Source organism: Oceanobacillus massiliensis str. N'diop, assembly GCF_000285495.1.
GTDB lineage: Bacteria > Bacillota > Bacilli > Bacillales > Amphibacillaceae > Oceanobacillus > Oceanobacillus massiliensis.
In genome coordinates this window covers 193,199-218,504 of the sequence record NZ_HE610980.1, presented here as the reverse complement: position 1 = coordinate 218,504, position 25,306 = coordinate 193,199, and the positions used below count along the sequence as shown (strand labels likewise).

At 41.0% G+C, this 25,306-nt stretch carries 22 protein-coding genes and 1 riboswitch; of the genes, 10 read left to right on the top strand and 12 right to left on the bottom strand.

Going from position 1 to position 25,306, the window contains the following annotated elements; all coding sequences use genetic code 11:
- The first annotated feature begins 14 nt into the window (after positions 1 to 14).
- Both glgA and OMHG_RS16230 read left to right on the top strand, forming a co-directional pair.
- Positions 15 to 1,445, top strand: a complete 1,431-nt coding sequence (gene glgA, locus OMHG_RS16235) for a glycogen synthase GlgA (protein ID WP_010651952.1) — start codon at positions 15 to 17, stop codon at positions 1,443 to 1,445.
- Between the two features lie 26 nt (positions 1,446 to 1,471).
- A complete protein-coding gene (locus tag OMHG_RS16230; protein WP_044477071.1) occupies positions 1,472 to 3,889 on the top strand; it encodes a glycogen/starch/alpha-glucan phosphorylase in 2,418 nt (805 codons plus the stop codon).
- 471 nt (positions 3,890 to 4,360) lie between these two features.
- Here the strand turns inward: OMHG_RS16230 and OMHG_RS16225 are convergent, their stop codons facing one another.
- The 5 genes from OMHG_RS16225 to OMHG_RS16205 all read right to left on the bottom strand — a co-directional run bounded on the left by OMHG_RS16225 (position 4,361) and on the right by OMHG_RS16205 (position 9,584).
- Complete coding sequence (locus tag OMHG_RS16225; protein ID WP_010651950.1) at positions 4,361 to 5,140, bottom strand: 2-keto-4-pentenoate hydratase; 780 nt, start codon at positions 5,138 to 5,140, stop codon at positions 4,361 to 4,363.
- A 53-nt stretch (positions 5,141 to 5,193) separates the two neighbouring features.
- A complete protein-coding gene (locus OMHG_RS16220; RefSeq protein ID WP_010651949.1) occupies positions 5,194 to 6,336 on the bottom strand; it encodes an alpha-hydroxy-acid oxidizing protein in 1,143 nt (380 codons plus the stop codon).
- A gap of 35 nt (positions 6,337 to 6,371) precedes the next feature.
- Complete coding sequence (locus tag OMHG_RS16215; protein ID WP_010651948.1) at positions 6,372 to 7,034, bottom strand: methionine ABC transporter permease; 663 nt, start codon at positions 7,032 to 7,034, stop codon at positions 6,372 to 6,374.
- Positions 7,035 to 8,051, bottom strand: a complete 1,017-nt coding sequence (locus tag OMHG_RS16210) for a methionine ABC transporter ATP-binding protein (protein WP_010651947.1) — start codon at positions 8,049 to 8,051, stop codon at positions 7,035 to 7,037.
- Between the two features lie 123 nt (positions 8,052 to 8,174).
- Positions 8,175 to 8,285, bottom strand: a riboswitch (SAM riboswitch).
- 129 nt (positions 8,286 to 8,414) lie between these two features.
- Complete coding sequence (locus OMHG_RS16205; protein WP_010651946.1) at positions 8,415 to 9,584, bottom strand: pyridoxal phosphate-dependent aminotransferase; 1,170 nt, start codon at positions 9,582 to 9,584, stop codon at positions 8,415 to 8,417.
- Positions 9,585 to 9,828: 244 nt separating this feature from the next.
- Here OMHG_RS16205 and brnQ point away from each other — a divergent pair, with 244 nt between their 5' ends.
- The gene (gene brnQ / locus OMHG_RS16200; RefSeq protein WP_010651945.1) at positions 9,829 to 11,187 is read left to right on the top strand and encodes a branched-chain amino acid transport system II carrier protein; all 1,359 of its coding nucleotides are present in this window, start codon (positions 9,829 to 9,831) and stop codon (positions 11,185 to 11,187) included.
- Between the two features lie 244 nt (positions 11,188 to 11,431).
- Here the strand turns inward: brnQ and OMHG_RS16195 are convergent, their stop codons facing one another.
- From OMHG_RS16195 to OMHG_RS16180, 4 genes are all read right to left on the bottom strand, one after another.
- The gene (locus OMHG_RS16195; protein WP_010651944.1) at positions 11,432 to 12,076 is read right to left on the bottom strand and encodes a GntR family transcriptional regulator; all 645 of its coding nucleotides are present in this window, start codon (positions 12,074 to 12,076) and stop codon (positions 11,432 to 11,434) included.
- Positions 12,077 to 12,275: 199 nt separating this feature from the next.
- Positions 12,276 to 12,842 carry a 5' nucleotidase, NT5C type gene (locus OMHG_RS16190; protein WP_010651943.1) on the bottom strand — a complete coding sequence of 189 codons (567 nt, stop codon included), beginning with the start codon at positions 12,840 to 12,842 and terminating at the stop codon, positions 12,276 to 12,278.
- Between the two features lie 25 nt (positions 12,843 to 12,867).
- Positions 12,868 to 13,962: a bifunctional diaminohydroxyphosphoribosylaminopyrimidine deaminase/5-amino-6-(5-phosphoribosylamino)uracil reductase RibD gene (ribD, locus tag OMHG_RS16185; protein ID WP_010651942.1), complete on the bottom strand. Its 1,095-nt coding sequence runs from the start codon at positions 13,960 to 13,962 to the stop codon at positions 12,868 to 12,870.
- Entirely contained in the window at positions 13,955 to 14,710 is a 756-nt protein-coding gene (locus OMHG_RS16180; protein ID WP_010651941.1) for a GTP cyclohydrolase II, read from the bottom strand. Before OMHG_RS16180 ends, ribD begins: the two co-directional genes overlap by 8 nt.
- Positions 14,711 to 15,191: 481 nt before the next feature.
- On the opposite strand from OMHG_RS16180, the gene OMHG_RS16175 reads away from it, so the two are divergent.
- Positions 15,192 to 15,917, top strand: a complete 726-nt coding sequence (locus OMHG_RS16175; RefSeq protein WP_010651940.1) for an EcsC family protein — start codon at positions 15,192 to 15,194, stop codon at positions 15,915 to 15,917.
- 36 nt (positions 15,918 to 15,953) lie between these two features.
- Here OMHG_RS16175 and OMHG_RS16170 read toward each other — a convergent pair whose 3' ends face one another.
- On the bottom strand, positions 15,954 to 16,538 hold the full coding sequence (locus tag OMHG_RS16170) for a TetR/AcrR family transcriptional regulator (RefSeq protein ID WP_010651939.1): 585 nt from the start codon (positions 16,536 to 16,538) through the stop codon (positions 15,954 to 15,956).
- A 144-nt stretch (positions 16,539 to 16,682) separates the two neighbouring features.
- On the opposite strand from OMHG_RS16170, the gene OMHG_RS16165 reads away from it, so the two are divergent.
- The 6 genes from OMHG_RS16165 (at position 16,683) to OMHG_RS16140 (ending at position 23,040) form a co-directional block, all read left to right on the top strand.
- Positions 16,683 to 17,600: an ABC transporter ATP-binding protein gene (locus OMHG_RS16165; protein WP_010651938.1), complete on the top strand. Its 918-nt coding sequence runs from the start codon at positions 16,683 to 16,685 to the stop codon at positions 17,598 to 17,600.
- Positions 17,600 to 19,201 (top strand): ABC transporter permease, encoded by a 1,602-nt coding sequence (locus OMHG_RS16160; RefSeq protein ID WP_010651937.1) that lies wholly within the window; start codon positions 17,600 to 17,602, stop codon positions 19,199 to 19,201. Before OMHG_RS16165 ends, OMHG_RS16160 begins: the two co-directional genes overlap by 1 nt.
- Before the next feature lie 255 nt (positions 19,202 to 19,456).
- The gene (locus OMHG_RS16155) at positions 19,457 to 19,780 is read left to right on the top strand and encodes a PadR family transcriptional regulator (RefSeq protein WP_010651936.1); all 324 of its coding nucleotides are present in this window, start codon (positions 19,457 to 19,459) and stop codon (positions 19,778 to 19,780) included.
- On the top strand, positions 19,773 to 20,333 hold the full coding sequence (locus OMHG_RS16150) for a DUF1700 domain-containing protein (protein ID WP_010651935.1): 561 nt from the start codon (positions 19,773 to 19,775) through the stop codon (positions 20,331 to 20,333). Before OMHG_RS16155 ends, OMHG_RS16150 begins: the two co-directional genes overlap by 8 nt.
- On the top strand, positions 20,326 to 21,123 hold the full coding sequence (locus OMHG_RS16145) for a DUF4097 family beta strand repeat-containing protein (protein WP_010651934.1): 798 nt from the start codon (positions 20,326 to 20,328) through the stop codon (positions 21,121 to 21,123). The genes OMHG_RS16150 and OMHG_RS16145 overlap by 8 nt, the downstream gene beginning before the upstream one ends.
- Positions 21,124 to 21,306: 183 nt before the next feature.
- A complete protein-coding gene (locus tag OMHG_RS16140; RefSeq protein WP_010651933.1) occupies positions 21,307 to 23,040 on the top strand; it encodes an ABC transporter ATP-binding protein in 1,734 nt (577 codons plus the stop codon).
- Positions 23,041 to 23,129: 89 nt separating this feature from the next.
- On the opposite strand, the gene OMHG_RS16135 is transcribed toward OMHG_RS16140, so the two are convergent.
- Positions 23,130 to 23,921, bottom strand: coding sequence for a hypothetical protein (locus tag OMHG_RS16135; RefSeq protein ID WP_010651932.1), 792 nt, complete (start codon positions 23,919 to 23,921; stop codon positions 23,130 to 23,132).
- Entirely contained in the window at positions 23,921 to 25,162 is a 1,242-nt protein-coding gene (locus OMHG_RS16130) for an ATP-binding cassette domain-containing protein (protein ID WP_010651931.1), read from the bottom strand. The genes OMHG_RS16135 and OMHG_RS16130 overlap by 1 nt, the downstream gene beginning before the upstream one ends.
- Positions 25,163 to 25,306 lie beyond the last annotated feature (144 nt).

Here is a 25,306-nt window from a genome sequence, read left to right as displayed (position 1 = left end):
AGGGAGAGAGAGTATTGAACAATATATTATTTGTCGCCTCTGAGTGTGCACCATTTATTAAGACAGGGGGCCTGGCGGACGTCGTTGGTTCACTGCCGCAGGAGCTAAAGCAGAATGAAAAGCAGGAAGTACGCGTAATTCTGCCTCTCTACGATGAAATGGACGAAGAATGGAAAAGCCGCATGGAATATCTTGTCACCTTTGATGTAGAGATAGGATGGCGCATACAGGAAGCACATCTCTTTACGTTGACATATAATCAGATCACTTATTATTTTATCTCCAATGACTTTTATTTCACGAGAAAAGGAATCTACGGTTACTACGATGACGGGGAACGATTTGTTTATTTCAGTCATGCTGTCATCGAGGCACTCAAGCATATGGACTTCCGGCCGCAAATTCTGCATGGACATGACTGGCAGACGGGCATTGCAATAGCGCTTGCAAATATTAAACAACCTATAAAAGATATGAAGACCGTGTTTACCATCCATAACATTAAATACCAGGGTGTCATGCCAGTTGATATCTTTGAAGACTTCTTTCAATTGGGCAGAGAACATATCAGCGGTATGGAATGGAACGGGATGCTCAATTGCCTTAAAGCTGCACTGTTTCACGCAGATAAGATTACCACGGTGAGCCCAAGCTATGCAGAAGAAATAAAAGAACCCTTTTATAGTGAGGGGCTTGATCCGATTTTATCGGAACGTTCTAAGGATCTGATTGGAATAATCAATGGAATTGATATGAAAGAATATAATCCTGTTACAGATCCGTCCTTGTTTGTTAATTATCGTTCGGCCAGATTGAAGAAAAGAGAAAATAGAATAAAGCTGCAGCAGAAAATTGGACTCCCTTATAAAGAAGATAGTCCGCTATACGTCATTATAACCCGGCTTGTTGAGCAAAAAGGGCTCCATTTGGTTCAGCATATACTGGAAGAATTCTTAAACGAAGATATCCAATTTATTGTACTCGGAACAGGAGAACCGGAATTTGAAGGATATTTTTCAGATATTGCCAGCAGATATCCGGATAAGGCAGCCGCTTTAATAACCTTTGATGAGGCGATTGCAAGGCAGTTATATGCAAGTGCCGATTTTTTTCTCATGCCGTCTAAATTTGAGCCCTGCGGTTTATCGCAGCTGATTGCCCTGCAATATAAGACAATACCGATTGTTCGGGAAACAGGGGGATTAAAGGATACAATTACTCCTTTCAATGTATTGACAGGTGAAGGGAATGGCTTCAGTTTTACGAACTATAATGCACATGATCTTTTACATGTTCTGTACTATTCACTTGAGCTGTACAACCGTCCCGATGAGTGGCAGCAATTATATAAAAATATCACGAAAAATCAATTCAGCTGGAAGGAATCAGCCCGTCAGTATGTAGCACTTTATGATAGCTTATTGCCAGAATTAATCTATGGATAGGGAGAGGTGTTTCCTTGACTCAATTAATGGCCGATGCACTGAAAGAAAAGATTTTAAGACAGCTGATTGCCGATAAGGGAAGAGAAGTGAAGGAAGCGACACCTAAAGATATTTATTATGCTCTTGCTTCGATTGTAAATGAAGAAGTGAAACAGCAATGGTTTCGGACGCGTAAATATTATAAAGATGAGAAGCTAAAAGAGGTATATTATTTATCGATGGAATTTCTGATAGGCAGATTGCTGGAAAGCAATCTATTAAATTACGGCATGCTTGATGAGGCCAAGACTGCGCTTGAGCAGATGGGCTTTAACCCGCAGGAGGTTTTCGCGGAGGAGCATGATGCCGGACTTGGGAATGGCGGACTTGGCCGGCTTGCGGCTTGTTTTCTTGATTCATTAGCTTCGCTCAACTATCCTGGACACGGATTCGGCATCAGGTATCGATATGGGCTGTTTGAACAGCGGATTATCCATGGCAATCAAGTTGAACTTCCGGACTATTGGCTAACCGACCCATATCCATGGGAATCGAGAACAGAGGAAGAAGCGGTTGTTATTCAATTCCATGGTGATGTACATATGTACAAACGAAATGATGGAACACTTGAATTTGAATACAAGAATACAGATAAAGTAATGGCTGTTCCGTACGATATACCTGTTGTCGGATATGAAAATGGCACGGTAAATACGTTAAGACTGTGGAGCGCCGAATCGATATTTTCTAATAATAGCGATAGGCTGGAGGGAAACAAGCAATTTTATCGTGACCTTGCACATGAACATTCCATTGAACAAATATCTGGATTTTTATATCCCGATGATTCCAGCTATGAAGGCAAGGAACTTCGTTTAAAGCAGCAATATTTCCTTGTATCGGCTAGTATCCAAAATATCCTGAAGCATTTTAAAACGAATAATAGAATGTCATTAAGTAAATTGGCAGAAAAAGTAGTTATTCAAATAAATGATACTCATCCAAGTCTGGCCATTCCTGAATTAATGCGGATTTTAATGGATGAGGAAGGATTCAGCTGGGAAAATGCATGGCAGGTCACGACAAAGGTTTTCGCCTATACGAATCACACGACATTGAGTGAGGCGCTGGAGACCTGGCCAACAGATATGATCAAGTCTCTTCTGCCGAGGATATTTATGATTATAGATGAGATCAATAACAGATTTTGCCAAGGGATCTGGTTTGACCATGAAGAACTGAGGGATAAGATTCCTGAACTTGCAATTATTGCATATGAACGTGTCCATATGGCGAGACTCGCAATCGTCGGCAGCTTCAGTGTCAATGGTGTCGCAAAAATCCATACAGAGATTTTAAAGAAAAAAGAAATGAAGGATTTTTATACGCTTTTTCCAGATAAGTTTAACAATAAGACTAACGGCATTACCCATAGGAGATGGCTGATGCAGGCCAATCCCAAATTGGCGGAGCTGATAACAGATGTGATCGGACCTCAATGGATTAAACGGCCAAAACAGCTGATCAGTCTGCTGAAACATTCCAGTGACAGCGCTTTGCTGGAGAAATTTAATCAAGTGAAACATGAGAATAAGAGGGAATTGGCTAACTATATTAAGCAGCATATAGGAATTACCGTTGATGAAAGGTCCATATTCGATGTCCAGATTAAACGGCTGCATGAATATAAACGGCAGCTGTTGAATGTATTTCACATTATTTATCTTTACAATGAATTGAAGGAAAATCCGAATCAGGACATGACCCCGCGCACATTTATATTCGGAGCGAAGGCTGCACCAAGCTACCACTTGGCAAAAGAAGTAATTAAGCTGATTAACACAGTAGCTTCTATTGTGAATTATGACCCGAGTGTTAAGGATAGGCTGAAAGTTATCTTTATGGAAAATTATAATGTAAGTATTGCTGAGAAGATTATTCCTGCAGCAGATATCAGTGAACAGATATCGACTGCCAGCAAAGAAGCATCTGGTACAGGGAATATGAAGATGATGATGAACGGAGCATTGACACTTGGGACAATGGATGGTGCCAATATCGAAATAAATGATTTGGTTGGGGACCGGAACATGTTTATTTTTGGCCTGTCTGCCGATGAGGTTCTCGAGTATTATCAGCATGGTGGTTATCATGCCAGAGATCTGTACAATACGGACGATCGGATCAAAAGGATATTGGATCAGCTGAATCAAGGCGAGTTTGGTGTGCATAATATCGAATTCAAAGATATCTATTACAATATCCTCTATCACAATGATCCATACTTTGTCTTGAAAGATTTCGAACCGTATTTGGAAACGCATGAGCTGGCAGAGCGTGCTTATCGGGACAGGATGACCTGGCTGAATATGAGTGTCACCAACATCGCCTATTCCGGTAAGTTTTCCAGTGATCAGACGATACAGGAATATGCAACCGAAATCTGGAAATTAAAGCGGAAATAGGGAAGATGGTTTGTTTGAGGAGCTGAATGGACGGATGAATTGGTGACCCGCCAGTTGCGGCGGGACACCTTCATCTTTCGGTTTTTAAGGTAAGGCTCTTTTCGTAAGTATTGTTGTTATTTCTAACTTTGTATTTGATAGAAACTGCGACATAACAGCAACACTCGATTTCCGCTCCGGGCAGTCGCTTTCCGCGGGCAACGCTTCAGCTTCCTCAGAAGCAAGCCCGGCTTCCTGCGGGATCTTCAGCCGTTGCTTTTCCCGCAGGAGTCGACTGCCCTGCGCTCCAATCAATCAGCTTAATAATTGAATATCAGTAATTTGATTCAGAAAGCCAAATCTTAGCGCAGGGAATACACGGAGACTCCAGCGGGAAAGCGAAGTGTATTTCCGGAGCGGAGATAAGCTCATCGCCAAGTTACGTCACAGTGTATATATTTTATGAAAAACAACAATCTTTGAGAAAACAGCCTAAGGTAAAAACGTAATCTCTGCTGTACCGAAATGGCTATAGGTAGCCTGATATTTTCCGGGCTCAACAGAGAGTGGGGGGATAAATGTCCCGGAAGATATCACCATCCCTTTTTTGAGAGCTTGATTGCGGGACGATAGCTTTTTTGTCAGCCAGGCAACGGAACTTGCGGGATTTCCCAGCACTTCTGAAGAGATTCCTGTGCCGATATTCTCTCCGTTATGGAATAATTTCATTTTTATGTTTGCCAATTCTTCAAAGGAAGGGGGATCAACCATATCTGAAACAATGACTCTGCCTGTTGCTGTATTATCGGAAATTAAATCTGCCAAGGAAAAATTAGGGAACCAATCCATGTATCTGGAATCTGGTATCTCTAGCCCGGCAGCTATTTTACTGTTGGCTAAAATCTCATCCTCACTTGCGCCTAAGGATAGATCATCTGTAAGAATAAACATTAATTCAGGTTCAAGCAATGGAGCAAATAATTCAGAAAGGGAGATTGTCTCTGAGCTGTTAACCAAATTGGCGGATAGCAATGTTCCGTATGCCGGCTCATTTGTCTGTGCGATTGCTTGTGTTTCAGGACTTGTCATGCTGATTTTATAACCGGCGATTTTCTCATTTTCCAGTTTGCATTTCCGTGCGATGAATTCCTCCTGAACCGCATATGCAGTTTCCTCATTCAGACTGTAGCTATGGCGGATGAAATCTATCGGTTTCATCGTATCATATGCTTTCGTAATTTTATCTGCAATCTCTAAAACAACCTGCTTCACATTATCGCTCCTTTGGAAATATGGTTGGGTGTATCAACTGTTTTACGTATAAATCAGTTTCTGACTAATGTTATATTTCTTGCTGCCCGCGTGTCTGCAGCGCCAGATAATGCCAGAGAAACACTTGTCTCCTGAATGAAATTAGACAGCACTTTTTCGACGCCCCTTTGACCACCAATTGAAAGTCCATATACATAGGGTCTTCCGAGTAAAACAGCATCGGCACCCAAGGCCAACGCCTTCACCACATCGGATCCTCGTCGAATACCGCTATCAAGCAGGATAGGTATGGAACCATTTACCGCTTTAGCAATCCCAGGTAAGGCATCGATGCTTGAGATTAGTCCATCCATCTGCCGCCCCCCGTGATTGGAGACAATAAGTCCATCAATTCCTGCCTCTATAGCCAATTTTGCATCTTCAGGATGGAGAATTCCTTTTAATAAAAGTGGCAGCTTTGTCCGCTTCTGGAGTTCTGCTATATGCTTCCAGTTTAGGGACGGATGAAAGATGTTGGTCAAAATTCCCTTGATTATCGTATCATCATCCGTACTTGGCAATGAGGATAGGAAGGCCGTATCTGTGACGTAATTGGCCTTTCCGTATCCTTCTTTTAAAGGAGAAAATTGGTTGCGCATATCCTCTTCACGCCAGCCGAGCATAAATGTGTCTACTGTTAAGACAATTGCCTCATAGCCAGCTTTTTCAGCTCTATCCACCATGCTGTAGGAGATATTTTCATTATTGGACCAATATAACTGAAACCATTTTGGACTGTCGGGAGCAGCACTGGCCACTTCCTCTATCGAAAAGCTGGAAACCGTGCTTTGGATAAACGGTACATGATGGAGGGCAGCGGCCCTTGCGGCAGCCTTTTCCCCCTCTTCATGGGCAAGCTTCAGCATTCCTACAGGTGCAAGCAGAAAAGGATGGAGATACTTCCGTCCAAATAACTCAATACTTGTGTTTGCAACGGACAGATCGTTTAAAAATCTCGGGACAATGGATAGCTTTTCAAAGGAAGCTCTATTATTTCGCAGCGTTCCCTCACCACCTGCGCCAGAGCGGATATAGCCGAATCCAGCTGCAGGAATCTGTTCGCGTGCAGCTGCTTCCAACTCTGCAAAGTTAAAAGGGAAGGATTCGGATGAACCAATTTGCTGTAAAAAAGAATCCTCAGTATTTATAATGGGCATGCGGATCACCTCTCAAAAATGATAAACGTGCTTGATTAATCTTTCTTCAATCGGGCTGCAAGTCTGTTTCCGATTGATTGAATCCCTTGTACAATAATGATTAGAATAATCACGGTCACATACATAACGTCTACCTCATAGCGGAGGTGTCCGAAACGGTAAGCCAGATCACCAAGCCCACCTGCACCGACGAGTCCGGCCATTGCAGTAGCACCAATTAAACTGACTGTAGCAATCGTTAATCCCAGAATAATGGCAGGTCTTGCTTCCCTTAACATAACATTCCATATGATTTGACGTGTTTTAATCCCCATTGCTTTATAGGCCTCAATGACACCGTTATCCACTTCCAGCAATGCAGATTCTATTAATCTTGCAATATATGGAGCGGCATTAATGACCAGTGGGACGATGACTCCTTTTACACCAATGGTCACGCCCACCAGCAATTTTGTAAACGGAAGGATAAAGAAAAGCAGGATGATAAACGGAACGGATCGAATAACGTTGATAATTAAGTTCAATATTTGATAAACCCATTTATTTTCAAGCGATTGCCCGGGTCTTGTAAGAATCAGTAATATTGCTAGCGGTATTCCTATCAGTACGGCAAAGAAGTGAGAAATAATAACCATTTGAAAGGTTTGTACAACTGCTTCTCCAAAGATTGGTAGCCATTCTTCCATAAATTCATTCATTTATTTTCCCTCCAATTCTTCTGTAACGACATCGTGTTCCCTTAGAAATTGCAAGGCTTCTGCCACTACATGTGGTTCACCGACAAGATGAATAACCAGATTACCAACGATGCCGTTTTTAAGCTCCATAATATTGGCTGTTAAAATATTCGGTTCCACCTTAAAACGCTGGCTTACCTGAGCAAGGAGAGGCTGCCCTGTATTTTCACCCCGGAATGTTAACCGTGTGACTGTCCCATTTAGTTTCAGCTGTGCGATAAGGTTATCTGAAAGCTTCCGTTGTGAGATGGTATTCAAGAATTTCTTCGTTGTGTTTTCTACTGGGTTGGTAAATAGATCTATTGCAGTTCCCTGCTCGATAAGATCGCCATTTTCAATGACATAAACATAGTCACAGATCTTCTGGATGACATTCATCTCATGGGTAATCAGCAAGATGGTGATTTCAAGCTCTTCATTAATCTTCAACAGCAAATCGAGAATCGAATTAGTTGTCTCAGGATCGAGAGCACTTGTCGCTTCATCACTTAGCAGCACTTGCGGATCCTGCGATAATGCCCTTGCGATGGCAACCCGCTGTTTCTGTCCCCCGGATAGCTGAGAAGGATATGTATGTTTTTTTTCCAATAGGTCAACGATATCGAGATATTTATTCACCCTTGTCTCCACTTCCTGCTTGTCATAGCCAAGCAGTCTAAGCGGAATCGCGACATTATCATATACGGTTGCAGTCTTCAATAGGTTAAAATGCTGGAAAATCATCCCTATCTTCTGACGGGTCTTCCTTAATTTCTCCGGGGATAGGGAGGTCATTTCGACATTATCAATAAATACACTCCCGCTTGTTGGTTTTTCAAGTAAATTGACGCACCGGATTAATGTGCTTTTCCCCGCGCCACTGTAGCCAATAACGCCGTGAATTTCACCTTTCTTGACATGGAGGTTCACGTTATTCAGTGCCTTAACAGTCCCATTTTTAGAGGGGAAAACTTTTGTGATATTCTCTAATTTGATCATTATGTACAATCCTTTCAAAAGATGCTGGGACCAGATCTCCCGCTTCCAATATTGACTATCGGTTATTCAAAAAGCCTCTCTTATTAGAAAGAGAGGCTTGTAAATGGATAAATTCACGGTCCTCTCTTATCTTCCAAAACATAACGTTTTGCTGGATTTAGCACCTTTCTATGTTGAACACATAAAGGTTGCCGAGCTTCATTGGGCCAGTCCCTCAGCTACTCTTGATAAGAGAAATAATAGTATTTGGTTTGATATTACTAAATAAAATTACCGTATATTAATCATTTAGTCAATACTTATTTTTGAAAAAATTTAGTTAATCAGAAGAACAGGGAAGCGATTAGATAAAATTATTCAAGGCTATGGATGGAAAATATCCAGCTTTTCGATTCTGGAAATGGCTTCTATAATTCGCTTCTCGTCAACAAGAAGGCCAATCCGTACATATCCTTCACCATATGCTCCAAATCCATTACCTGCAGCGACTGCGACGTCGGCATTCTCCAGCAGATAATCAGCAAACGCTTCACTTGTATAGGATTCAGGAACAGGAAGCCAGGCAAAGAAGGATCCTTTTGGAGAGCTAACGTTCCATCCGATCCGGTTGCATTCGGCAATTAACGTATTCCTTCTGCTCTCATAAAGGGCGACTAATTCATCGACACTTTCCTGGCTGCCCGTCAATGCAACGGCTCCCGCATGCTGAAGAGCAGGGAATATGCTTACAAACAAATGGTCCTGCAAGAGATTGATGGCTTCAATCATTTTAGCGTTTCCAACAGCAAAACCAATACGCCACCCGGCCATGTTATAGGTTTTTGACAATGTATACAATTCAATGCCGACTTCTTTGGCCCCCTCAGCCTGCATAAAACTGACAGGCTTCTGTCCATCAAAGCCTATGGCTCCATATGCAAAGTCATGGACAATACCTATATTGCTGGTCTTCCCAATTCGGACGGTTTCTTCAAAAAAATCAATCGATGCAGTTGCACCAGTTGGATTGTTTGGATAGTTCAGGTAGAGTAATTTGGCCCGTTCTTTCTGATTGGCAGTCAATGCATCATAATCAGGCAAAAATGCATTTTCACTATGTAAGGGCATTGTTTCATAAGTAATGTTAGCAAGTCCTGCACCAGATAGATAATCGGGATAACCAGGATCGGGAAGCAGCAATAGATCTCCCTCATTCATTAAAGCAAGTGGCAGTTCGACCAATCCTATCTTTGTACCGAATAGTACCGCAATTTCTGTCTCTGGGTCCAGATTTACATTGTATTCGCGTTTATAGAAGTCGGCTGCAGCCTGTCTAAACTCATCTGTTCCTCGGAAGGGGGAGTATTTATGTGTGCCCGGATTTTCAACAGCCTGCTGCATGGCTTTGACAATATGGGAAGGGGTAGGCTGATCGGGATTTCCTTGCCCAAGATTAATAATATCTCTGCCTTCATCAATGGCCGTTGCAACCTTCTTTACTAAGGTTGCAAAGAATTGAGAAGGTAAGCTTTGTAAACGGTTGGATAATTCCATAGTAAAAAAACCTCTTTTGCTAGTTAATTCAAATAATTAACTAAATCTTATATTCTTTTATTACGCTTGTCTATAGCGAATATCGTAAGGATTCATTAAAAATGCTTATAATCTTTTCGTGTAATATATTGCATTTTGGTACGAGAGGTAGTAATATTGTCAACATTGAAAGTGAATTGGTTAAGTAAAAATCTGAAAAGTATAAATTATATGAGAGAGCATACAACATAGGGGGAACATCATTATGAAGGACAAGCTACCATTCTCGTCATATCTGGCAATTGGACTAATGCTATTTGCTTTATTCTTTGGAGCTGGAAACTTAATATTTCCGGCGCAGTTAGGTCAATATTCTGGAACAAACCTAGGCCCGGCAGTACTTGGATTTTTAATTACAGGCGTGGGTTTGCCGTTACTTGGGATATTGGCAATGGGGTATTCTGGAAGCAGGAATTTGCAGCAGCTGGCAGGAAGGGTGCATCCAATATATGGCATTATTTTTACTTCACTGCTCTATTTAACAATCGGACCTTTTTTCGCTGCTCCAAGAACAGGAACTGTAGCATTTGAAGTAGGGATTGCTCCCTTTGTAAATGAAGGATTCCAGCAATCTGGATTGCTCATCTTTTCTATATTCTTTTTTGCTGCAGCGCTTTTCATTTCATTATACCCGGCAAAAATGGTCGACAATGTGGGAAAGATATTAGCGCCGGGGCTGGTTATACTTCTTGCCGTTCTTTTACTTGCAGCATTGATTAATCCAATGGACTCTCTTGCATCTCCGCAAGAAGCATATCAGAGCGGGGCATTTATGACGGGTTTTCTGGAAGGATATAATACAATGGATGCATTGGCATCACTTGTATTCGGCATAATTGTTATCAATATAATTCGTTCGATGGGAATTACTTCAAAAGGGGAAATCCTGGCGGCAACTGCCAAGTCAGGGATTATCGCAATTGCTTTGCTTGGCGTGATTTATGTAGGTACTGCATACCTTGGAGCGACAAGTATAGCAGCACTGGGATTATTTGATACAGGAGGACCAGTTCTTAGCGGGGCGGCTTCCTATTACTTCGGTATAGTGGGATCTGTCATGCTTGCTGTAGTTATTATCCTGGCTTGTTTGACGACAGCAATTGGTTTAATAACAGCCAATGCGGAGTATTTCCATACATTGTTTCCGAAAATCAGCTATAAGTTATTGGTAGTATTTTTCTCTGTGCTGACGTTTATTGTTGCAAACTTTGGATTGGAAAACATTATTACATTCTCGATTCCGGTTCTAATGCTGCTATATCCGCTTGCTATCGTACTTATGCTGCTGGCGTTTCTATCATCACTGTTCAATCATGCACGGATGGTATATGCTGCAACGATTGCAGTAACGTTTGCAATCAGTTTCTTTGATGGTCTAAAGGCATTATGTGATTCACTTGAGATTGCCTATTTTAACTGGATGAAACCGGTTCTATCTTTCTATAAGGAGATTCTGCCATTATATGATGAAGGGCTCGGCTGGCTCCTTCCGGCATTGCTCGTCATCCTATTAACTGGTCTGGTTGCCAGGTGGCAAAAAAGCGATGCAGCCCAGGAGGCATAAGGTTCTTTGCTTGGTTGAACGATTACCCATTCGCTTTAATCTGATTGATTGGAGCGAAGGGCACTCGACTCCGGCGGTAAGAGCATCAGCTGAAGATCCCGCAGGAAGCCGGGCTTGCTTCTGAGGAATCTGAAAGCGGCCGCTGCTCTTACGTCATTTTATAGATAATGAGGCTGAAAAACCGACTTTCCATTTTAAAGGAGAAAGTCGGTCTTTTGTTTATTTGAAGATGCATAAAGTAGATTTAAAATTTATGAATATTACGAAGCCAGTTTTCTTTCATTACTTTTGCAAGCTCTGCTGTATGGCCATTCTTCATTAATTCAATGATTTTCCAATGGTCCTCAATAGACTTTTCGGTCAGAACAATGGAGTTATGAAAATATTGTCTGCGGACATGTGCCTGTAAAGAATCGAGCAATCCATCTATATAGCTGTTCTTTGCAGTGTTGACGATTATCTTATGAAATTGCTCATCAATTTTTAATCCTGCATAGTAATTCTCTGAGCGGATTGCTTCTGCAAATCGTTCGTTGGTTTTAGTCAGCAGCTGCAAAATCTCATCAGTTAAATGCATGATAGCGAGCTCTGCTGAAAGGGACTGTAAAGCAGCGAGTGGGGGGAGCAGATCCTTTATGGCATCCTTTTCGATTTCTGTTACTTGAGTAGCTTTCCCAGGGAACATTTCCACGAATCCTTGGGCCTCCAGCAATTGCAGGGACTCACGAACGGGTGTCCTGCTGACTCCTAATGCCTGCGCAAGCTCTGTGTCGTTTAATTTTTCTCCTGGGAGCAAGGTTCCATCTATGATCCATTGCTGTATTTGATTAAAGGCATTTTCCTTTGCCGATAAGCGGATCGGTTTTAAATGATCGGTTGGTATAGGCAATGCATGTCACCTCCTGGAACATATTAGACTCTTATACTAAATTATACATGAAACAATAAGCAATTCAAATATGTAATATATCGGATGCACTATTATTGATTTGGTGTGCGTGAGTAGGTTGATTAACATAATGGTAATGAAAGTCAAAAAAAAGGAAAGCTGTCCATGTAAAATTCGGAACAGTTTCCATTGGTAAAGTCTAGTTTAGAATATCCTTCACGAAGTCTTCCCAGTCTATAATTCTTGGAACATCCTTAATATGTTTGTTATAGGATTGATCTTTTACATATAGTTGAGTCGAGCCATCAAGCAGTGTATGAAGAACTGCAGGTTTATCATCTACGTAATAATCAAGCTTCAGTCTCTGTATGGTAAGCAGTTTTTCTTCATCCTTCATTCCGAAGAAAAATCGGTCCTCATCAACAGGGAATCCCTGCTCCTTTAGCCACTCTCTTGTTCTTTCACCGTGCTCCTTTGGTCGTGCTGTAATGTAGAATATATCATGTCCATTGCTTTCGAGGGCTTGCAATGCTTCTATGGCACCTGGAAATGCAGGACAGGCAGTATAGTAGATCTCCTCCAGAGAATTATTCCACATGGCTTTTCCTTGGCTTTCGGACATCCCGAAGACCTCATGAATTTCAACACGCTGAATTTGATGGAAAGCAGCTATTCCCACATTTTTATTCAATTTCCTATTGTAGATGTGGAAAGCATGCTCCCTTAAGTTGATTAATGTATCGTCAATATCAAAACCAAATCTCATATATATGATCCCTCATGTAATCGTATTAATCGTGATAGTACGGGTAGCCGACAAACTTAAAGTCAGGTCCAATTCGGTGTATGTCTGTAGTTTCCAGTTCTATAGCATCGCTCATTTGATCAATGCCTATGCCTTCAAGGAAGGTTGGTGCATCCTTCCCACCGATTAATCGGGGCGCAATATACAGTACTATTTTATCAACAAGCTTATTCTCGATAAAAGAAGCATTGATATTCCCTCCGCCCTCGATTAATAAGGAAGAAATGCCTCTTTCACCTAAATAGTCTGCAACTTCAATTGGATTTGTATACTGCTGTCCGGATGTCTCCACAACATTTATATGCAGCTTTTCCAGTGACTTTCTTTTTGTCTTATCATAGTTCTGACTGGTAAAGATAATGGTCTCAGCCTTATTATCCGTAATGACCTGTGCATCGAAAGGAATTCTTAGGCTTGAATCCATAACGATACGAATTGGATTTCTTCCATTCGGTATGCGTGCAGTTAAGGCGGGATTGTCTTTAATGACAGTATTGATACCTGTCAGAATGGCCATATGTTCGCTCCTTAGCTGGTGGACATCATATCTTGCTTCTTCTGATGTAATCCATTTACTGTGAAACGTATGCGAGGCCACCTTTCCATCAAGAGTAATCCCGGATTTTAATGTAATGAAGGGTTTCTTTTTCATGATAAATTTATTGAAAACCTCATTCATCTGTATGGATTCTTGTTCTAAGACGCCGCTAATCACTTCAATGCCTGCATCCTTTAAGATGTTCACGCCATTTCCGGCTACAATTGGGTTGGGATCCAATGTGGCAATGACAACCTTGCTTATCCCTGCTTCGACTAGCGCAACAGCACATGGTCCGGTTCTACCATGGTGGGAGCATGGTTCAAGCGTCACATAAATAGTTGCGCCTTTTGCTTGCTCACCAGCCATTCTTAGAGCATGAATTTCTGCATGCGGCTCCCCGGCTTTCAAGTGCGCTCCGACACCAACAATTCGATTATCATTGACGATGACTGCCCCGACTAATGGGTTAGGGTCTGTTTGTCCTTTCATTGCTTGCGCATTTTTTAAGGCAAGATCCATATAGAATGTATCATCAGTCATTGTCGCAAGTCCTTTCTTCTTGCATGTGTCCTGATTTTACAACTTTCGTCTGTAAGTATTTTTGATTATATTCCGAAACGTCTCCCCATAGTGGAGTACGACCGGAAACAAGCGTGCCTGAGTTATCCAACGCCTCCAATTTTTTAGGATTGTTAGTGATTAACGTAACCGGCTTTGTACGTAACGTTTTCAGAACTTCGATTGCGTCACTATAATCTCTTGAGTCATTTACGAAGCCGAGGCTTTCATTAGCCTCCACTGTATCGTATCCATTTTCCTGAAGGACATAGGCCATTGCCTTACTGAATAGACCAATTCCTCTGCCTTCATGGTTGGCCAAATAAAACAGAGCTCCAGTTCCGTGTTCCTTGATTTTTTTCATGGATTCCTTCAATTGGAACCCGCAATCACAGCGTTTGCTCCCAAAGATATCACCTGTGTGGCAGATAGAATGCATCCGGATCAGTGCATCATCCGCCTCTTTGAAATCTCCATACACAAGAACACTCGATTGTTGATATTCTGCCAGATTGGAGGAAGAGAGCTTTTCGATTATCTTCTCATAATCTTCGGTGACTTCATCATAATTTAGCCAGCAATACCATTGAAATATAACGGTTTCTCCATATAAGTTGACAGGCAGTTGAATCGGTCCAACCAAATATATCGCACGATCATCTGATCGAATTAATTGTATTTTATCCTTTAATATAGAAAACACCTTTGATTCCAGTTTCATTTGTTCCATCTTAGAATCTCCCTTCACTTTCACCTTAGTATAATTAAAAATGGCAATATCATCAATTTTGTTTTCTTGAAACTGCAGAAATCTGGTATAGAGCCAGGAAATGCTTCACACCGATTACTATAAGTATGCGCCGATTTATGGAAAAGTGTAGGCTGGAGGTGGTTCCGGTGGGGAATCAGCACGTGTAGCAAGCACAGCTTTTACGGGTAGTATGTTAGATCAAATATTTTTGAATTGATCAAACGTTTGATTAAGAAAATAATAATCGAAAAGCAGAGAGCAAATTACCGATAAAAAGGAGGCGTGGTAAATTGATCAAACGTTTGATTAAAAAATAGGAAGCCAAAAAGCAGGGAGTTAATAACCGATAAAAGGGAGGTACCGGTAAATTGATCAAACGTTTGTTTTAAAAAAATATAGGCTAGGTAATAGAGAAATCAACCTGTATAATAGAAAATGACTATGTTTAGGGGATGATGAAGTGAATGCTTATGAAGCAAGGGTGTTTGGAGAAGTGCAGGCTTGGCGGACGAAAATAATGAAGCGTGCTGACAGAATAAATCGCATGTCCAAAAAGGCTCAGAACAAAATAAATAACTGGATTCCCGAGAAGGCTCACCAGATTGTTACCGATAGTATCAAAAATATGGTGAAAGCTACCTTGGCTGGTTCGAATATGATTACTAAAAAAAGTATTGGCACTGCAGGAACACTTTATGAACGAGATGAGAACCTGAAAGAAAAGCTTAAATCTTACCGTAAGACTGCTGTCGTAGAAGGAGCGGGAACAGGAGCTGGCGGTTTATTGCTTGGAGCGGCTGACTTTCCGCTATTGTTATCGATTAAGATAAAATTCCTGTTTGAAGCTGCCGCCGTCTATGGATATGATACTAGCAAATATGAGGAGCGTCTATTTATCCTGCACGTATTCCAGCTTGCCTTTTCCAGTGAAGAAAAACGTAGAGAAACACTGTTTATTATAGAGAATTGGGAAGACCAGAAGGAACAACTCGTTGATATGGATTGGCGTGTTTTCCAGCAGGAGTACAGAGATCATATAGATCTCATAAAAATGTTTCAATTAATTCCTGGTTTCGGAGCAATTGTCGGCGCCTATGCCAATTATAATCTAATGGATCAGCTTGCTGAAACAGCAATGAATGTTTATCGTTTGCGGATATTGGAAAGCAGACCGCAAAATGATTAGAAATCTGTTCTGCTCGGGACTACCTTCATGAAGATTTTAGTCTCTTTTTCCCATTATCCCATAGAAGAAAAGCTTTGTTAGTTCTTCCGTTAAGGGGAGTATGGATTTTGACAGAGCATCACGCTGCAGATACTCTTTAAACATTTGAATGAAGAATAGTATGGCCTCATTCGATATACTCGGGTCCACAAAACCTTGCCTTTTCCCTTCCTCAAATAATTGAATAAATGTTGGCAAGGCTTTTTCGTTATATAATCTTTCAATATAATTTCCTTCAGAGGTATACTCCTTCATCAGATAAGTATAAAAATCTTCGTGAATGTGACTTGCAACTTCTTTTTTGTCAAAAATGATTTGTTCTATCTTTTCCGGAAAAGCAATATTGGTGCCTAACAATTCTTCATATTCACTCCAAATCCGATCCACATAATAAATGAGCACTTGACGTGCCAGATTATCCTTACTTTTAAAATAATTGTATATGGTCACTTGTGATACATTTGCTTTTTCAGCTATCTCTGAGACAGAAACCTCTTTTATCCCATTTTCCATAAACATCTTCAAAGCGGTATTTAAGATAGTATCGCTTTTTTGCTTCCTTCGTCGTTCAAAACCGTCCATGCTGTTCACCTCACTATTATAATAATAAAAATAATGTAATTAAACAATGCAAATAGTTCATAAATATCTTGTAATGGCAGTCATTTTTATATATTATGAACTCAAAAGTATAAAATATTTCATAATTAAAAGGGAGGTCACAGTATGATGGTTTTAAAAGCAGCGAATTTAACAAAAAGATTTGGAAAGTTTACCGCATTGGATGGTATTAATCTTGAAATAGATGAGGGGCAGGTCTATGGTTTTATTGGTCCGAACGGTGCTGGTAAATCAACTACGATTCGCATACTTCTAGGCATTTTAAAGGCAACAGAAGGGGTTGTGGAGATTTTCGGGAAAGATGCTTGGAGTGATGCTGTTGAAATCCACAAACGGATCGCATATGTTCCTGGAGATGTTAACTTATGGCCAAACTTAACAGGTGGAGAAGTGATCGATCTTTTTACAAAACTGCATGGTCCCATCAATAAAAGCAGGCGTGAGGAACTGATCAGGAAATTCGATTTAGATCCAACGAAAAAATGCAGGACATATTCAAAAGGAAACAGGCAAAAGGTGGCTTTAGTTGCTGCTTTCTCTTCTGAGGCGGACCTCTATATACTGGACGAACCAACATCAGGTCTTGATCCTTTGATGGAGCAAGTTTTTCAGGAATGTGTATTGGATCTTAAAAGCCAAGGTAAGAGCATACTTCTTTCCAGTCACATCCTATCTGAAGTAGAAAAGCTATGCGATAAAGTGGCAATTATTCGGGATGGCCGCATTATCGAAACAGGGACACTGAATGACCTGCGTCACCTGACACGCATCCAGGTTCTTGTCGAGACGAAAATGCCGATCACGAATCTGAAGGATTTGAAAGGAATGCATCAAATAGAAGAGACCAATCAAGGGTTGTCCTGCCAGGTAGATACAGAAGAAATGGATAATGTGATGAGACATATTAGTCGATTTGGTATTGTTAAGCTGGAAAGTGCGCCACCAACATTGGAAGACTTATTTATGCGTCATTACGAAGGAAATGGAAAAGTTGCGGGTATAGGAGCGGGAGGTGATAACTAATGGCTCGGGCATTCATGGATAAAACAAGCTATCTTTCCCGGTTTCTTATCCGGCTTGATCGAATAAGGATAATGTTATGGCTATTTGGATTGGCATTCTTTACATTAATTGTGCCGAATGCGCTTGCTGAACTATATGGATCGCAGCAGGAAAGGGATGGGATGGCTGAGACAATGGCAAATCCTGCAATGATAGCAATGGTAGGTCCCGGCGATTTGACGAATTATACCGTTGGGGCTATGACTGCCCATCAGATGCTGCTGATGACTGCAGCTGTTGTCGGTTTAATGAGTATTTTACTTGTTAGTCGTCATACAAGGGCGGACGAAGAAGATGGTCGTATTGAAATGATACGATCCTTGCCGACAGGACGTCTGTCCTACTTGAATGCTTCCTTACTTGTTTCTGGAGGGACGAATGCAGTTTTAGCAATCATTACAGGTTTTGGATTATATGCACTTGGAATTGAAAGTATGGATTTAGAAGGATCATTGCTTTATGGTGCCGCATTAGGTGGAACTGGATTGGTTTTTGCAGGAGTGACAGCGATATTTGCACAGCTATTTGAAAGTTCCCGCAGCACAATTGGGTGGTCTGTCGCAGTCTTGCTTCTTGCCTATCTTTTTCGGGCGGTTACAGATATAAGTAATGAGGGACTTTCCTGGCTTTCTCCTTTAGGGTGGGTGACAAAGACCGAGGCGTATAGTTCTGATAATTGGTTGCCAGTCCTATTGATGATAGGCGTTTCTGGTACTTTGTATATCCTAGCAAATTATTTATATTCCATCCGCGATTTAGAAAGAGGTTTCTTCCCGTCCAGGCCAGGGAGGATGTATGCATCCCGCTTTTTGCAAAGTCCGATCGGTCTGGCGCTAAGACTGCAGCAAACAGGGACGATCTCATGGGCAATTGGATTATTTGTGGTGGGGGCTTCTTATGGATCGGTTTTAGGAGACATGGAGTCATTTTTTGCGGGTAATGAAATGATGGAACAGTTATTGCAGCCGGCTGAAGGTGTATCGCTTACAGAGCAATTCATTCCTATACTATTAATGGTAATGGCGATTCTGGCGACCATCCCTCCTGTCATGGCCATGAATAAGTTGAAGGGTGAGGAGAATAAGGACCGTGTTACACATTTGCTTGGGAGGGCAGTGTCACGTACCCGGCTAATGGGAGGATACTTAATGATTGCAATAGTGAACGGATTTGTGATGATATCTCTTACCGCGATTGGTCTGTGGGCGGCAGGAACCGCTGTGATGGTCGATGGAATTGAATTTGGAACGATTTACGGAGCGGCACTATCGTATTATCCAGCAATATTGATTATCATCAGCATTACAGTGTTCTTCATTGGATTTTTACCAAAACTTACTTCAATCGTTTGGTTGTACCTTTTTTATTCCTTCGTGGTTTTATATTTAGGCAGTTTAATGCAATTTCCGGATTGGGTAGGTAAACTGTCGCCGTTTGGCTATATTCCGCAAGTACCTATTGAAGATGCAGCACCTATGACTCTTATCATCTTGAGTGTAATTGCAGCAGGTCTAATTGTTTTTGGATTCATTGGATACAACAAGCGGGATATCCAAGGCTGATGGAATACAGAAAATATGGGCATTCAGTTCGTTATTCGAACTGAAGCCCTTTTTGGTTCCTATATATGATATGGCTGGATAAAGAAGCGCCGTATTTACTGCGGAAGAGATAACACTTCATCTCCTGCAGACTTACCAAACTTCTTCATAAAAAATATTATTTAGTACCTTGTAATAAACAGTACCATATGATATATTCTAGTCAGGTATTATACAATAAACAGTACTGAAAAAAGAATGAGGAGTAACTTCTGTATGAACATACAATTTAAAAAAGGCGTATTGGAATTATGTGTTCTCGTACTGCTTGATAAGCAGGACCGATACGGTTATGAACTTGTCCAAAAGATTTCCTGCCAGATCGATATATCTGAAGGGTCAGTATATCCGTTATTAAGGCGTTTAACGAAAGAAGGATACTTTACCACGTATCTAAAAGAATCCAAAGAAGGGCCACCCCGGAAGTATTATCGTTTAACAGCTGAAGGAAGAAATTATCTTCATGAACTGCTACAGGAATGGAAAGATTTCACGAATGGTGTGGATCAATTAATCAAAGAAGGTGTTAATGATGACTAAAGATCAATTTATGGCAAACTTGGAAGCGGCTTTAAAGAAACTGCCAACTGCGGAAAGGAAAGGCATATTAGAGGATTTTGAAGAGCATTTTACAATTGGGCTATCGGAAGGGAAGACGGAGGAGCAAATCTCAGCCTCACTTGGTATGCCACAGCAAATTGCAAAAGAAATGGTTGCAGCGTATCACGTTGAAAAAGTCGAGGCAACTGCCACGACTGGAAATATTTTTCGTGCATTATGGGCTGTCATTGGATTAGGATTTTTTAATCTGGTTATTGTGCTAGGGCCGTTTATTGCTGTATCTGCACTCATCATTGCTGGCTGGGTAGTTGCGGTTACGTTTGTTGCTTCCCCGCTGCTGGTACTGATAAATGTGATTCTATATCCGCAAAACTTCAAGTTTTTTGATTTATTCGTATCGCTTGGGCTTGCAGGTCTAGGCTTGTTTTTAGCAATTGGGATGCTCTTCATCACTCGCTGGCTAATCAGCGGATTTGTCCGGTATTTGAAATACAACATGAGTGTTGTTAAAGGGGGAATGAAACATGTTTAACCTTAAAAAGGTTTCATTAGTTGCTCTTATTCTTTTGGTAGTGGGGTTGGTCGGAAGCCTGCTTACCTTTCATTCAGTCAGCAGTACTCAAGTTGAAACCGAGGAGACTATCAAGGACCAATTTCAGCAGATTGATATCTCTACCGATAATGCCCGGGTAGAAATCTTGCCAGCAGATTCGAATGTGGCCACGGTAAAGTTTTCAGGCAATGATGAAGACAATAGGAAATATGATTTTAATACGAATGTAGAAGGGGATACCCTTCGAATAAACGTTAAAGAAAGAGGGTTTAGATTTTTCAGCTTTGACTTTTCTTTTTCAACGCCATCATTAAAAGTATATATACCTGAGAAAATGTATCAAACAGTAAATGTTGAAAGCAATAATGGACGTATCACTGCTATCGGACTGCAATCAGATGATATTAGTGCCAAAACGAACAATGGCAAAATAGAATTTAATAATGTCGTAAGCTCTGCCATGAGGGCAGAGACAGATAATGGAGAAATCCGTTTGGAAAACATCGAGGGAGAGGTCTCGGGCAGGACTAATAATGGAGGGATTTCTCTGATAACAGATAGAATAGATCGCCCCATTAACTTTGAAACAGACAATGGGCGCATTGCGATCCATACGGAAAAAGAGCCTGTCAATACGACCTTGGATATAAAGACTGACAACGGGAAAGTGACAGTTTTCGGGGATTCCAATTGGGATGCTGTGGCAGGAAATGGTGAAAACAAAGTGAAATTGACAACCAATAATGGGAGTATAACAATTGGAAATTAGCATAAGATCATCGTTCATTACAAGAGGGCTGTCGCATGTTCGGCAGTCCTCTATTTTTATTTACAGTTATGATATACACAGTCTATTAGAAATTGTAAACATAAAGGCTCACCAGACTGGTGCTTTTCCAAAATTAAAGTAGAATGAATAATAGAGAGTAATACGCTTGGGGGGAGTTTTTATATGAAAGAAAAACGAACGGGGCTAAAGCCATTTATATCGCTGGTACTATCAACAAATATACCGAAATGGTTTCTGACAATTGGTTTAATCGGAAGTATTATCACGATGCTTGTAGGTCTCTCGATTCCATTACTTACAAGAGAATTGGTTGACGGGTTCTCTGTAGAGTCCTTAAGCATTACATTGATTGTCGTCATTTTTGTGGTATTCATTCTTCAGGCAGTGGTTGATGGAATATCCACGTATGTACTTGCAGCTGTCGGACACAAGATTGTATCCAGGCTGCGTGAGATGATGTGGTTTAAATTGATTCGATTACCGGTAAGCTACTTTGACAAATCGGCAAGTGGTGAATCGGTAAGTCGTGTTGTCAATGATACAGGAATTGTAAAGGATTTGATTTCACAGCATTTCCCGCAGTTCATTACAGGCTTCATTACGATTATCGGTGCATTGGTGATTCTGCTGATCATGGACTGGAAAATGACACTCTTAATGTTAATTGCAGTTCCGGTTACATTTGCCATTATGATGCCGCTTGGCTCCAAAATGGCGAAAGTATCCAAGGGAGTGCAAGATGAAACGGCATCGTTTACAGGTAAAATCCAACAAACATTAGGTGAAGTCCGTTTAATGAAATCTTCATCCGCAGAACAAGTTGAAGAAGTCAATGGGATGAAGGGCATTATGAAATTATATGAATATGGTCTAAAAGAAGCACGCATATTTGCATTGATTGGCCCTTTTATGTATACGATTATGATGTTTGTGATAGTAGCTATTATCGGTTATGGCGGCATACGGGTTGCAGAAGGTTCTATGTCTACCGGGTCCCTTGTAGCATTTCTGCTTTACCTTTTTCAAATCATTTATCCGATCACTTCTTTCGCAATGTTTTTCACTGAACTGCAAAAGGCGAAAGGTGCAACAGAGCGGATTATCGAAATACTGGAAACGCCGGAAGAAGAAGGGCAGGAAGGGATTGAAAAGGATATCTCAGATGAGCCTGTCCATGTTGAATCCGTTTCGTTTGCCTATACGGAAAAAGAACCTGTTATTGAACGTGTTTCGTTTGAGGCATTGCCCGGCGAGATGATTGCCTTTGCTGGACCAAGTGGCGGAGGAAAGACGACCTTGTTTGGTTTGCTGGAAAGGTATTACGAACCGACAGAAGGTGAAATACGAATTGGGGAGACGCCAATACATGCCTTATCATTGGCTTCATGGCGCAGTCAAATCGGCTATGTTTCTCAGGAAAGTGCGATGATGGCGGGTACGATTCGTGATAACCTGACCTATGGATTAAAGGATTCTGAAAAGATTACGGATGAACAGTTATGGAAAGTTACGGGTATGGCATATGCCGATCAATTTATCAAGGCTTTCGAAAAAGGACTGGATACAGAAGTAGGGGAACGCGGGGTAAAATTATCGGGTGGTCAGCGGCAGCGGATTAATATTGCACGTGCATTCTTAAGGGATCCTAAAATTTTAATGCTTGATGAGGCAACGGCGAGTTTGGATAGCCAGTCAGAACATGCCGTTCAGGAAGCCCTGACCCGATTGATGGAAGGCCGTACCACCTTTGTCATTGCACACAGGTTATCAACAATTGTAGACGCAGATAAAATTATTTTTATTGAAAAAGGTAATATAACTGGTATAGGTTCACACCAGGAGCTGATTGAAAGCCATGAATTATACAGGAAGTTTGCAGAACAGCAATTAACATAAGCCATAAGCCAATATGAAAAAGACCGATAAGATGGATATTCCATTTTATCGGTCTTCTTTTTCTAGCGAATGTAATTCCTAAAAGGTTTCTATAATTTAATCGCTACTCTTTTTGTGATTATCCGGATCAATGCAAGGATAATGCCAATTAGCACGATCGCTCCTAAAAATGACCCATATAAAGGCAGATCAATGGAGCTGAATGGCAGCCAATTGGACAGGGGCTCTTCTAAAGCAATCCCCCAGATTAGATCGCCGATGACGATCAACACGATTGCCATCGCAATAAAGCCAAACCCGGCAATCCATCCAAAACGATAATAACCTGCGCCGATTAACCAGCCGATGGTATACATGGTAAGGATACTGAGGGCATACATCAGGATGGAGACTAACCAATTGCCGCTGTGGGCCAGAATCGATGTGTCCAGAATTTCCTTTGGTGAGAAATTGCTCACAGTATTGCTCGAACTTCCGGAACCGTTTCCTGTCATAGAATGGTCTATGGTTAAGGATAGGTTCGTCATTTCTGTGATGAGATGCTCCATCCCGGTAAATAACGCTGCGATGATGGCTATTGCGAGTGAAATTCCACATGCTGCCAAAGCTGAACCGTAGAAATAATCTCTTCTGGTTATCCCCTGACTTACATAGAAACTCAAGAAGCCATAAGCTGAGATAATTCCAATCACCAGCATATAGATTTTGGAGGAGCCATGTGAAAAGAATAAAAAGCTATCAATACTCTCTCTGGCAATTGCAGGAATGGCCAGCATGACGATATGCGCCAGCAAAAGAAAACTAATAAACCATAGTGACCATTTTAGCTGCGCTAGAAACATATCTATAGCAACTTTAGGAAAAAATGTATTTTGCTGCATTATGCATCCACCTCACCCGTCAAATGAATAAATAATTCCTGAAGAGAAACCGGACCAATTTCCAGACCGTTGTATTGTGCTGCTTGCCGCTGTTGCTCATTCAGATTTCCATAAACCATAACCGATTTCGTATTACCTAACTGCTGTACATTCAATTGCTGCATCCCGGCAGCAAATTCATCAACGATTTCAGCAGTTCCCGTGATGGAAGCGCCGCGAGAGGTTAGTGTCTCATAATCCTCTTGTATGACAACGGCACCCTTATCAATGATAATAATTTCATCAAACAAATACTCCATCTCGGAAACAAGATGTGTAGACAGAATGATGGTTCTTGGGTTTCTGGATTGTTCTTCTAATAATTCTTTGTAGAATATTTCTCTTGTAGGTGCGTCCATACCAAGATATGCTTCATCAAATATCGTGATGGGCGTCCTGCCGGCTAATCCCATCGTGACGTTAAGGGAAGATTGCATTCCTTTGGATAGCTTATTCACAGGCTTATCCAGCGGCAGCTTAAAGCGTTTCACAAGATATGCGGCATATTCAGCATCATAATTCGGGCGGTATCTTTCGATAGATTCAAGCATTCCGCTCACTTTTTCGTATTCGTCACTATAATCCTTTTCATAGATAAAGGCTAGATCTTGCATAACACTAGCATTTTCAAAAGGTGCTTCCCCGTTTATTTCAATGGATCCGCCCGTTGGCTCCCGGTAAGATGCAAGCAATGAAAGAAGAGTTGTTTTACCGGCTCCGTTCCTGCCGAGCAATCCACAGATTTTTGCACCGTCAATCCTAAATGAAATGTTTTTCAGAGCTTCGAAACTGCGATATTTCAAGGAAAGATTGCTAACTTTTATTTCCATCTTAAACACTTCCTTTAACTTTTTTATCATTTCGGCAATTTCATTCTCGGAAATCCCTAGCTTATCAGCTTCCAGCACTAAACTTAGAATGTAATCTTCAATAAACGCATTCTTGCGTTTTTGAATCAGTTTCTCTTTGGCTCCTTCAGCGACAAACATCCCAATCCCTCTTTTCTTAAAAAGGATTTCTTCATCGACTAATTGATTGATTCCTTTTGATACAGTCGCATGATTAATCTTGTAAAAATTCACAAGCTGGTTCGTGGAAGGGGCCTGTTCCCCTTCCTTCAATTGATCATTCACAATCTGATCTTCAATCCTTTCCCTCACTTGAATGAATATGGGTTTACTGCTATCGAACTGCTTACTCAAATTGGTTCACCACCTGGTAATTATCATAATGGTTATATGGTTATATACTCATGTGTATAACCATAACAGCTAAAGTTTAATAAGTCAATTTTTTTCTGAAGTTAGTGCTAACGAAACTGGAGCAAAGTTTCAAAATAAGTTATC

Coding starts and splice junctions, on each gene's coding strand:
- OMHG_RS16180 (WP_010651941.1), bottom strand. CDS start 14,710: ATGGAACAAATGAAACTGGAATCAAAGGTGTTTTCTATATTAAAGGAT.
- OMHG_RS16220 (WP_010651949.1), bottom strand. CDS start 6,336: ATGCCCATTATAAATACTGAGGATTCTTTTTTACAGCAAATTGGTTCA.
- brnQ (WP_010651945.1), top strand. CDS start 9,829: ATGAAGGACAAGCTACCATTCTCGTCATATCTGGCAATTGGACTAATG.
- OMHG_RS16230 (WP_044477071.1), top strand. CDS start 1,472: ATGGCCGATGCACTGAAAGAAAAGATTTTAAGACAGCTGATTGCCGAT.
- OMHG_RS16160 (WP_010651937.1), top strand. CDS start 17,600: ATGGCTCGGGCATTCATGGATAAAACAAGCTATCTTTCCCGGTTTCTT.
- OMHG_RS16135 (WP_010651932.1), bottom strand. CDS start 23,921: ATGCAGCAAAATACATTTTTTCCTAAAGTTGCTATAGATATGTTTCTA.
- ribD (WP_010651942.1), bottom strand. CDS start 13,962: ATGACTGATGATACATTCTATATGGATCTTGCCTTAAAAAATGCGCAA.
- OMHG_RS16190 (WP_010651943.1), bottom strand. CDS start 12,842: ATGAGATTTGGTTTTGATATTGACGATACATTAATCAACTTAAGGGAG.
- OMHG_RS16155 (WP_010651936.1), top strand. CDS start 19,457: ATGAACATACAATTTAAAAAAGGCGTATTGGAATTATGTGTTCTCGTA.
- OMHG_RS16165 (WP_010651938.1), top strand. CDS start 16,683: ATGATGGTTTTAAAAGCAGCGAATTTAACAAAAAGATTTGGAAAGTTT.
- OMHG_RS16150 (WP_010651935.1), top strand. CDS start 19,773: ATGACTAAAGATCAATTTATGGCAAACTTGGAAGCGGCTTTAAAGAAA.
- OMHG_RS16210 (WP_010651947.1), bottom strand. CDS start 8,051: ATGATCAAATTAGAGAATATCACAAAAGTTTTCCCCTCTAAAAATGGG.
- OMHG_RS16140 (WP_010651933.1), top strand. CDS start 21,307: ATGAAAGAAAAACGAACGGGGCTAAAGCCATTTATATCGCTGGTACTA.
- OMHG_RS16205 (WP_010651946.1), bottom strand. CDS start 9,584: ATGGAATTATCCAACCGTTTACAAAGCTTACCTTCTCAATTCTTTGCA.
- OMHG_RS16170 (WP_010651939.1), bottom strand. CDS start 16,538: ATGGACGGTTTTGAACGACGAAGGAAGCAAAAAAGCGATACTATCTTA.
- OMHG_RS16145 (WP_010651934.1), top strand. CDS start 20,326: ATGTTTAACCTTAAAAAGGTTTCATTAGTTGCTCTTATTCTTTTGGTA.
- OMHG_RS16215 (WP_010651948.1), bottom strand. CDS start 7,034: ATGAATGAATTTATGGAAGAATGGCTACCAATCTTTGGAGAAGCAGTT.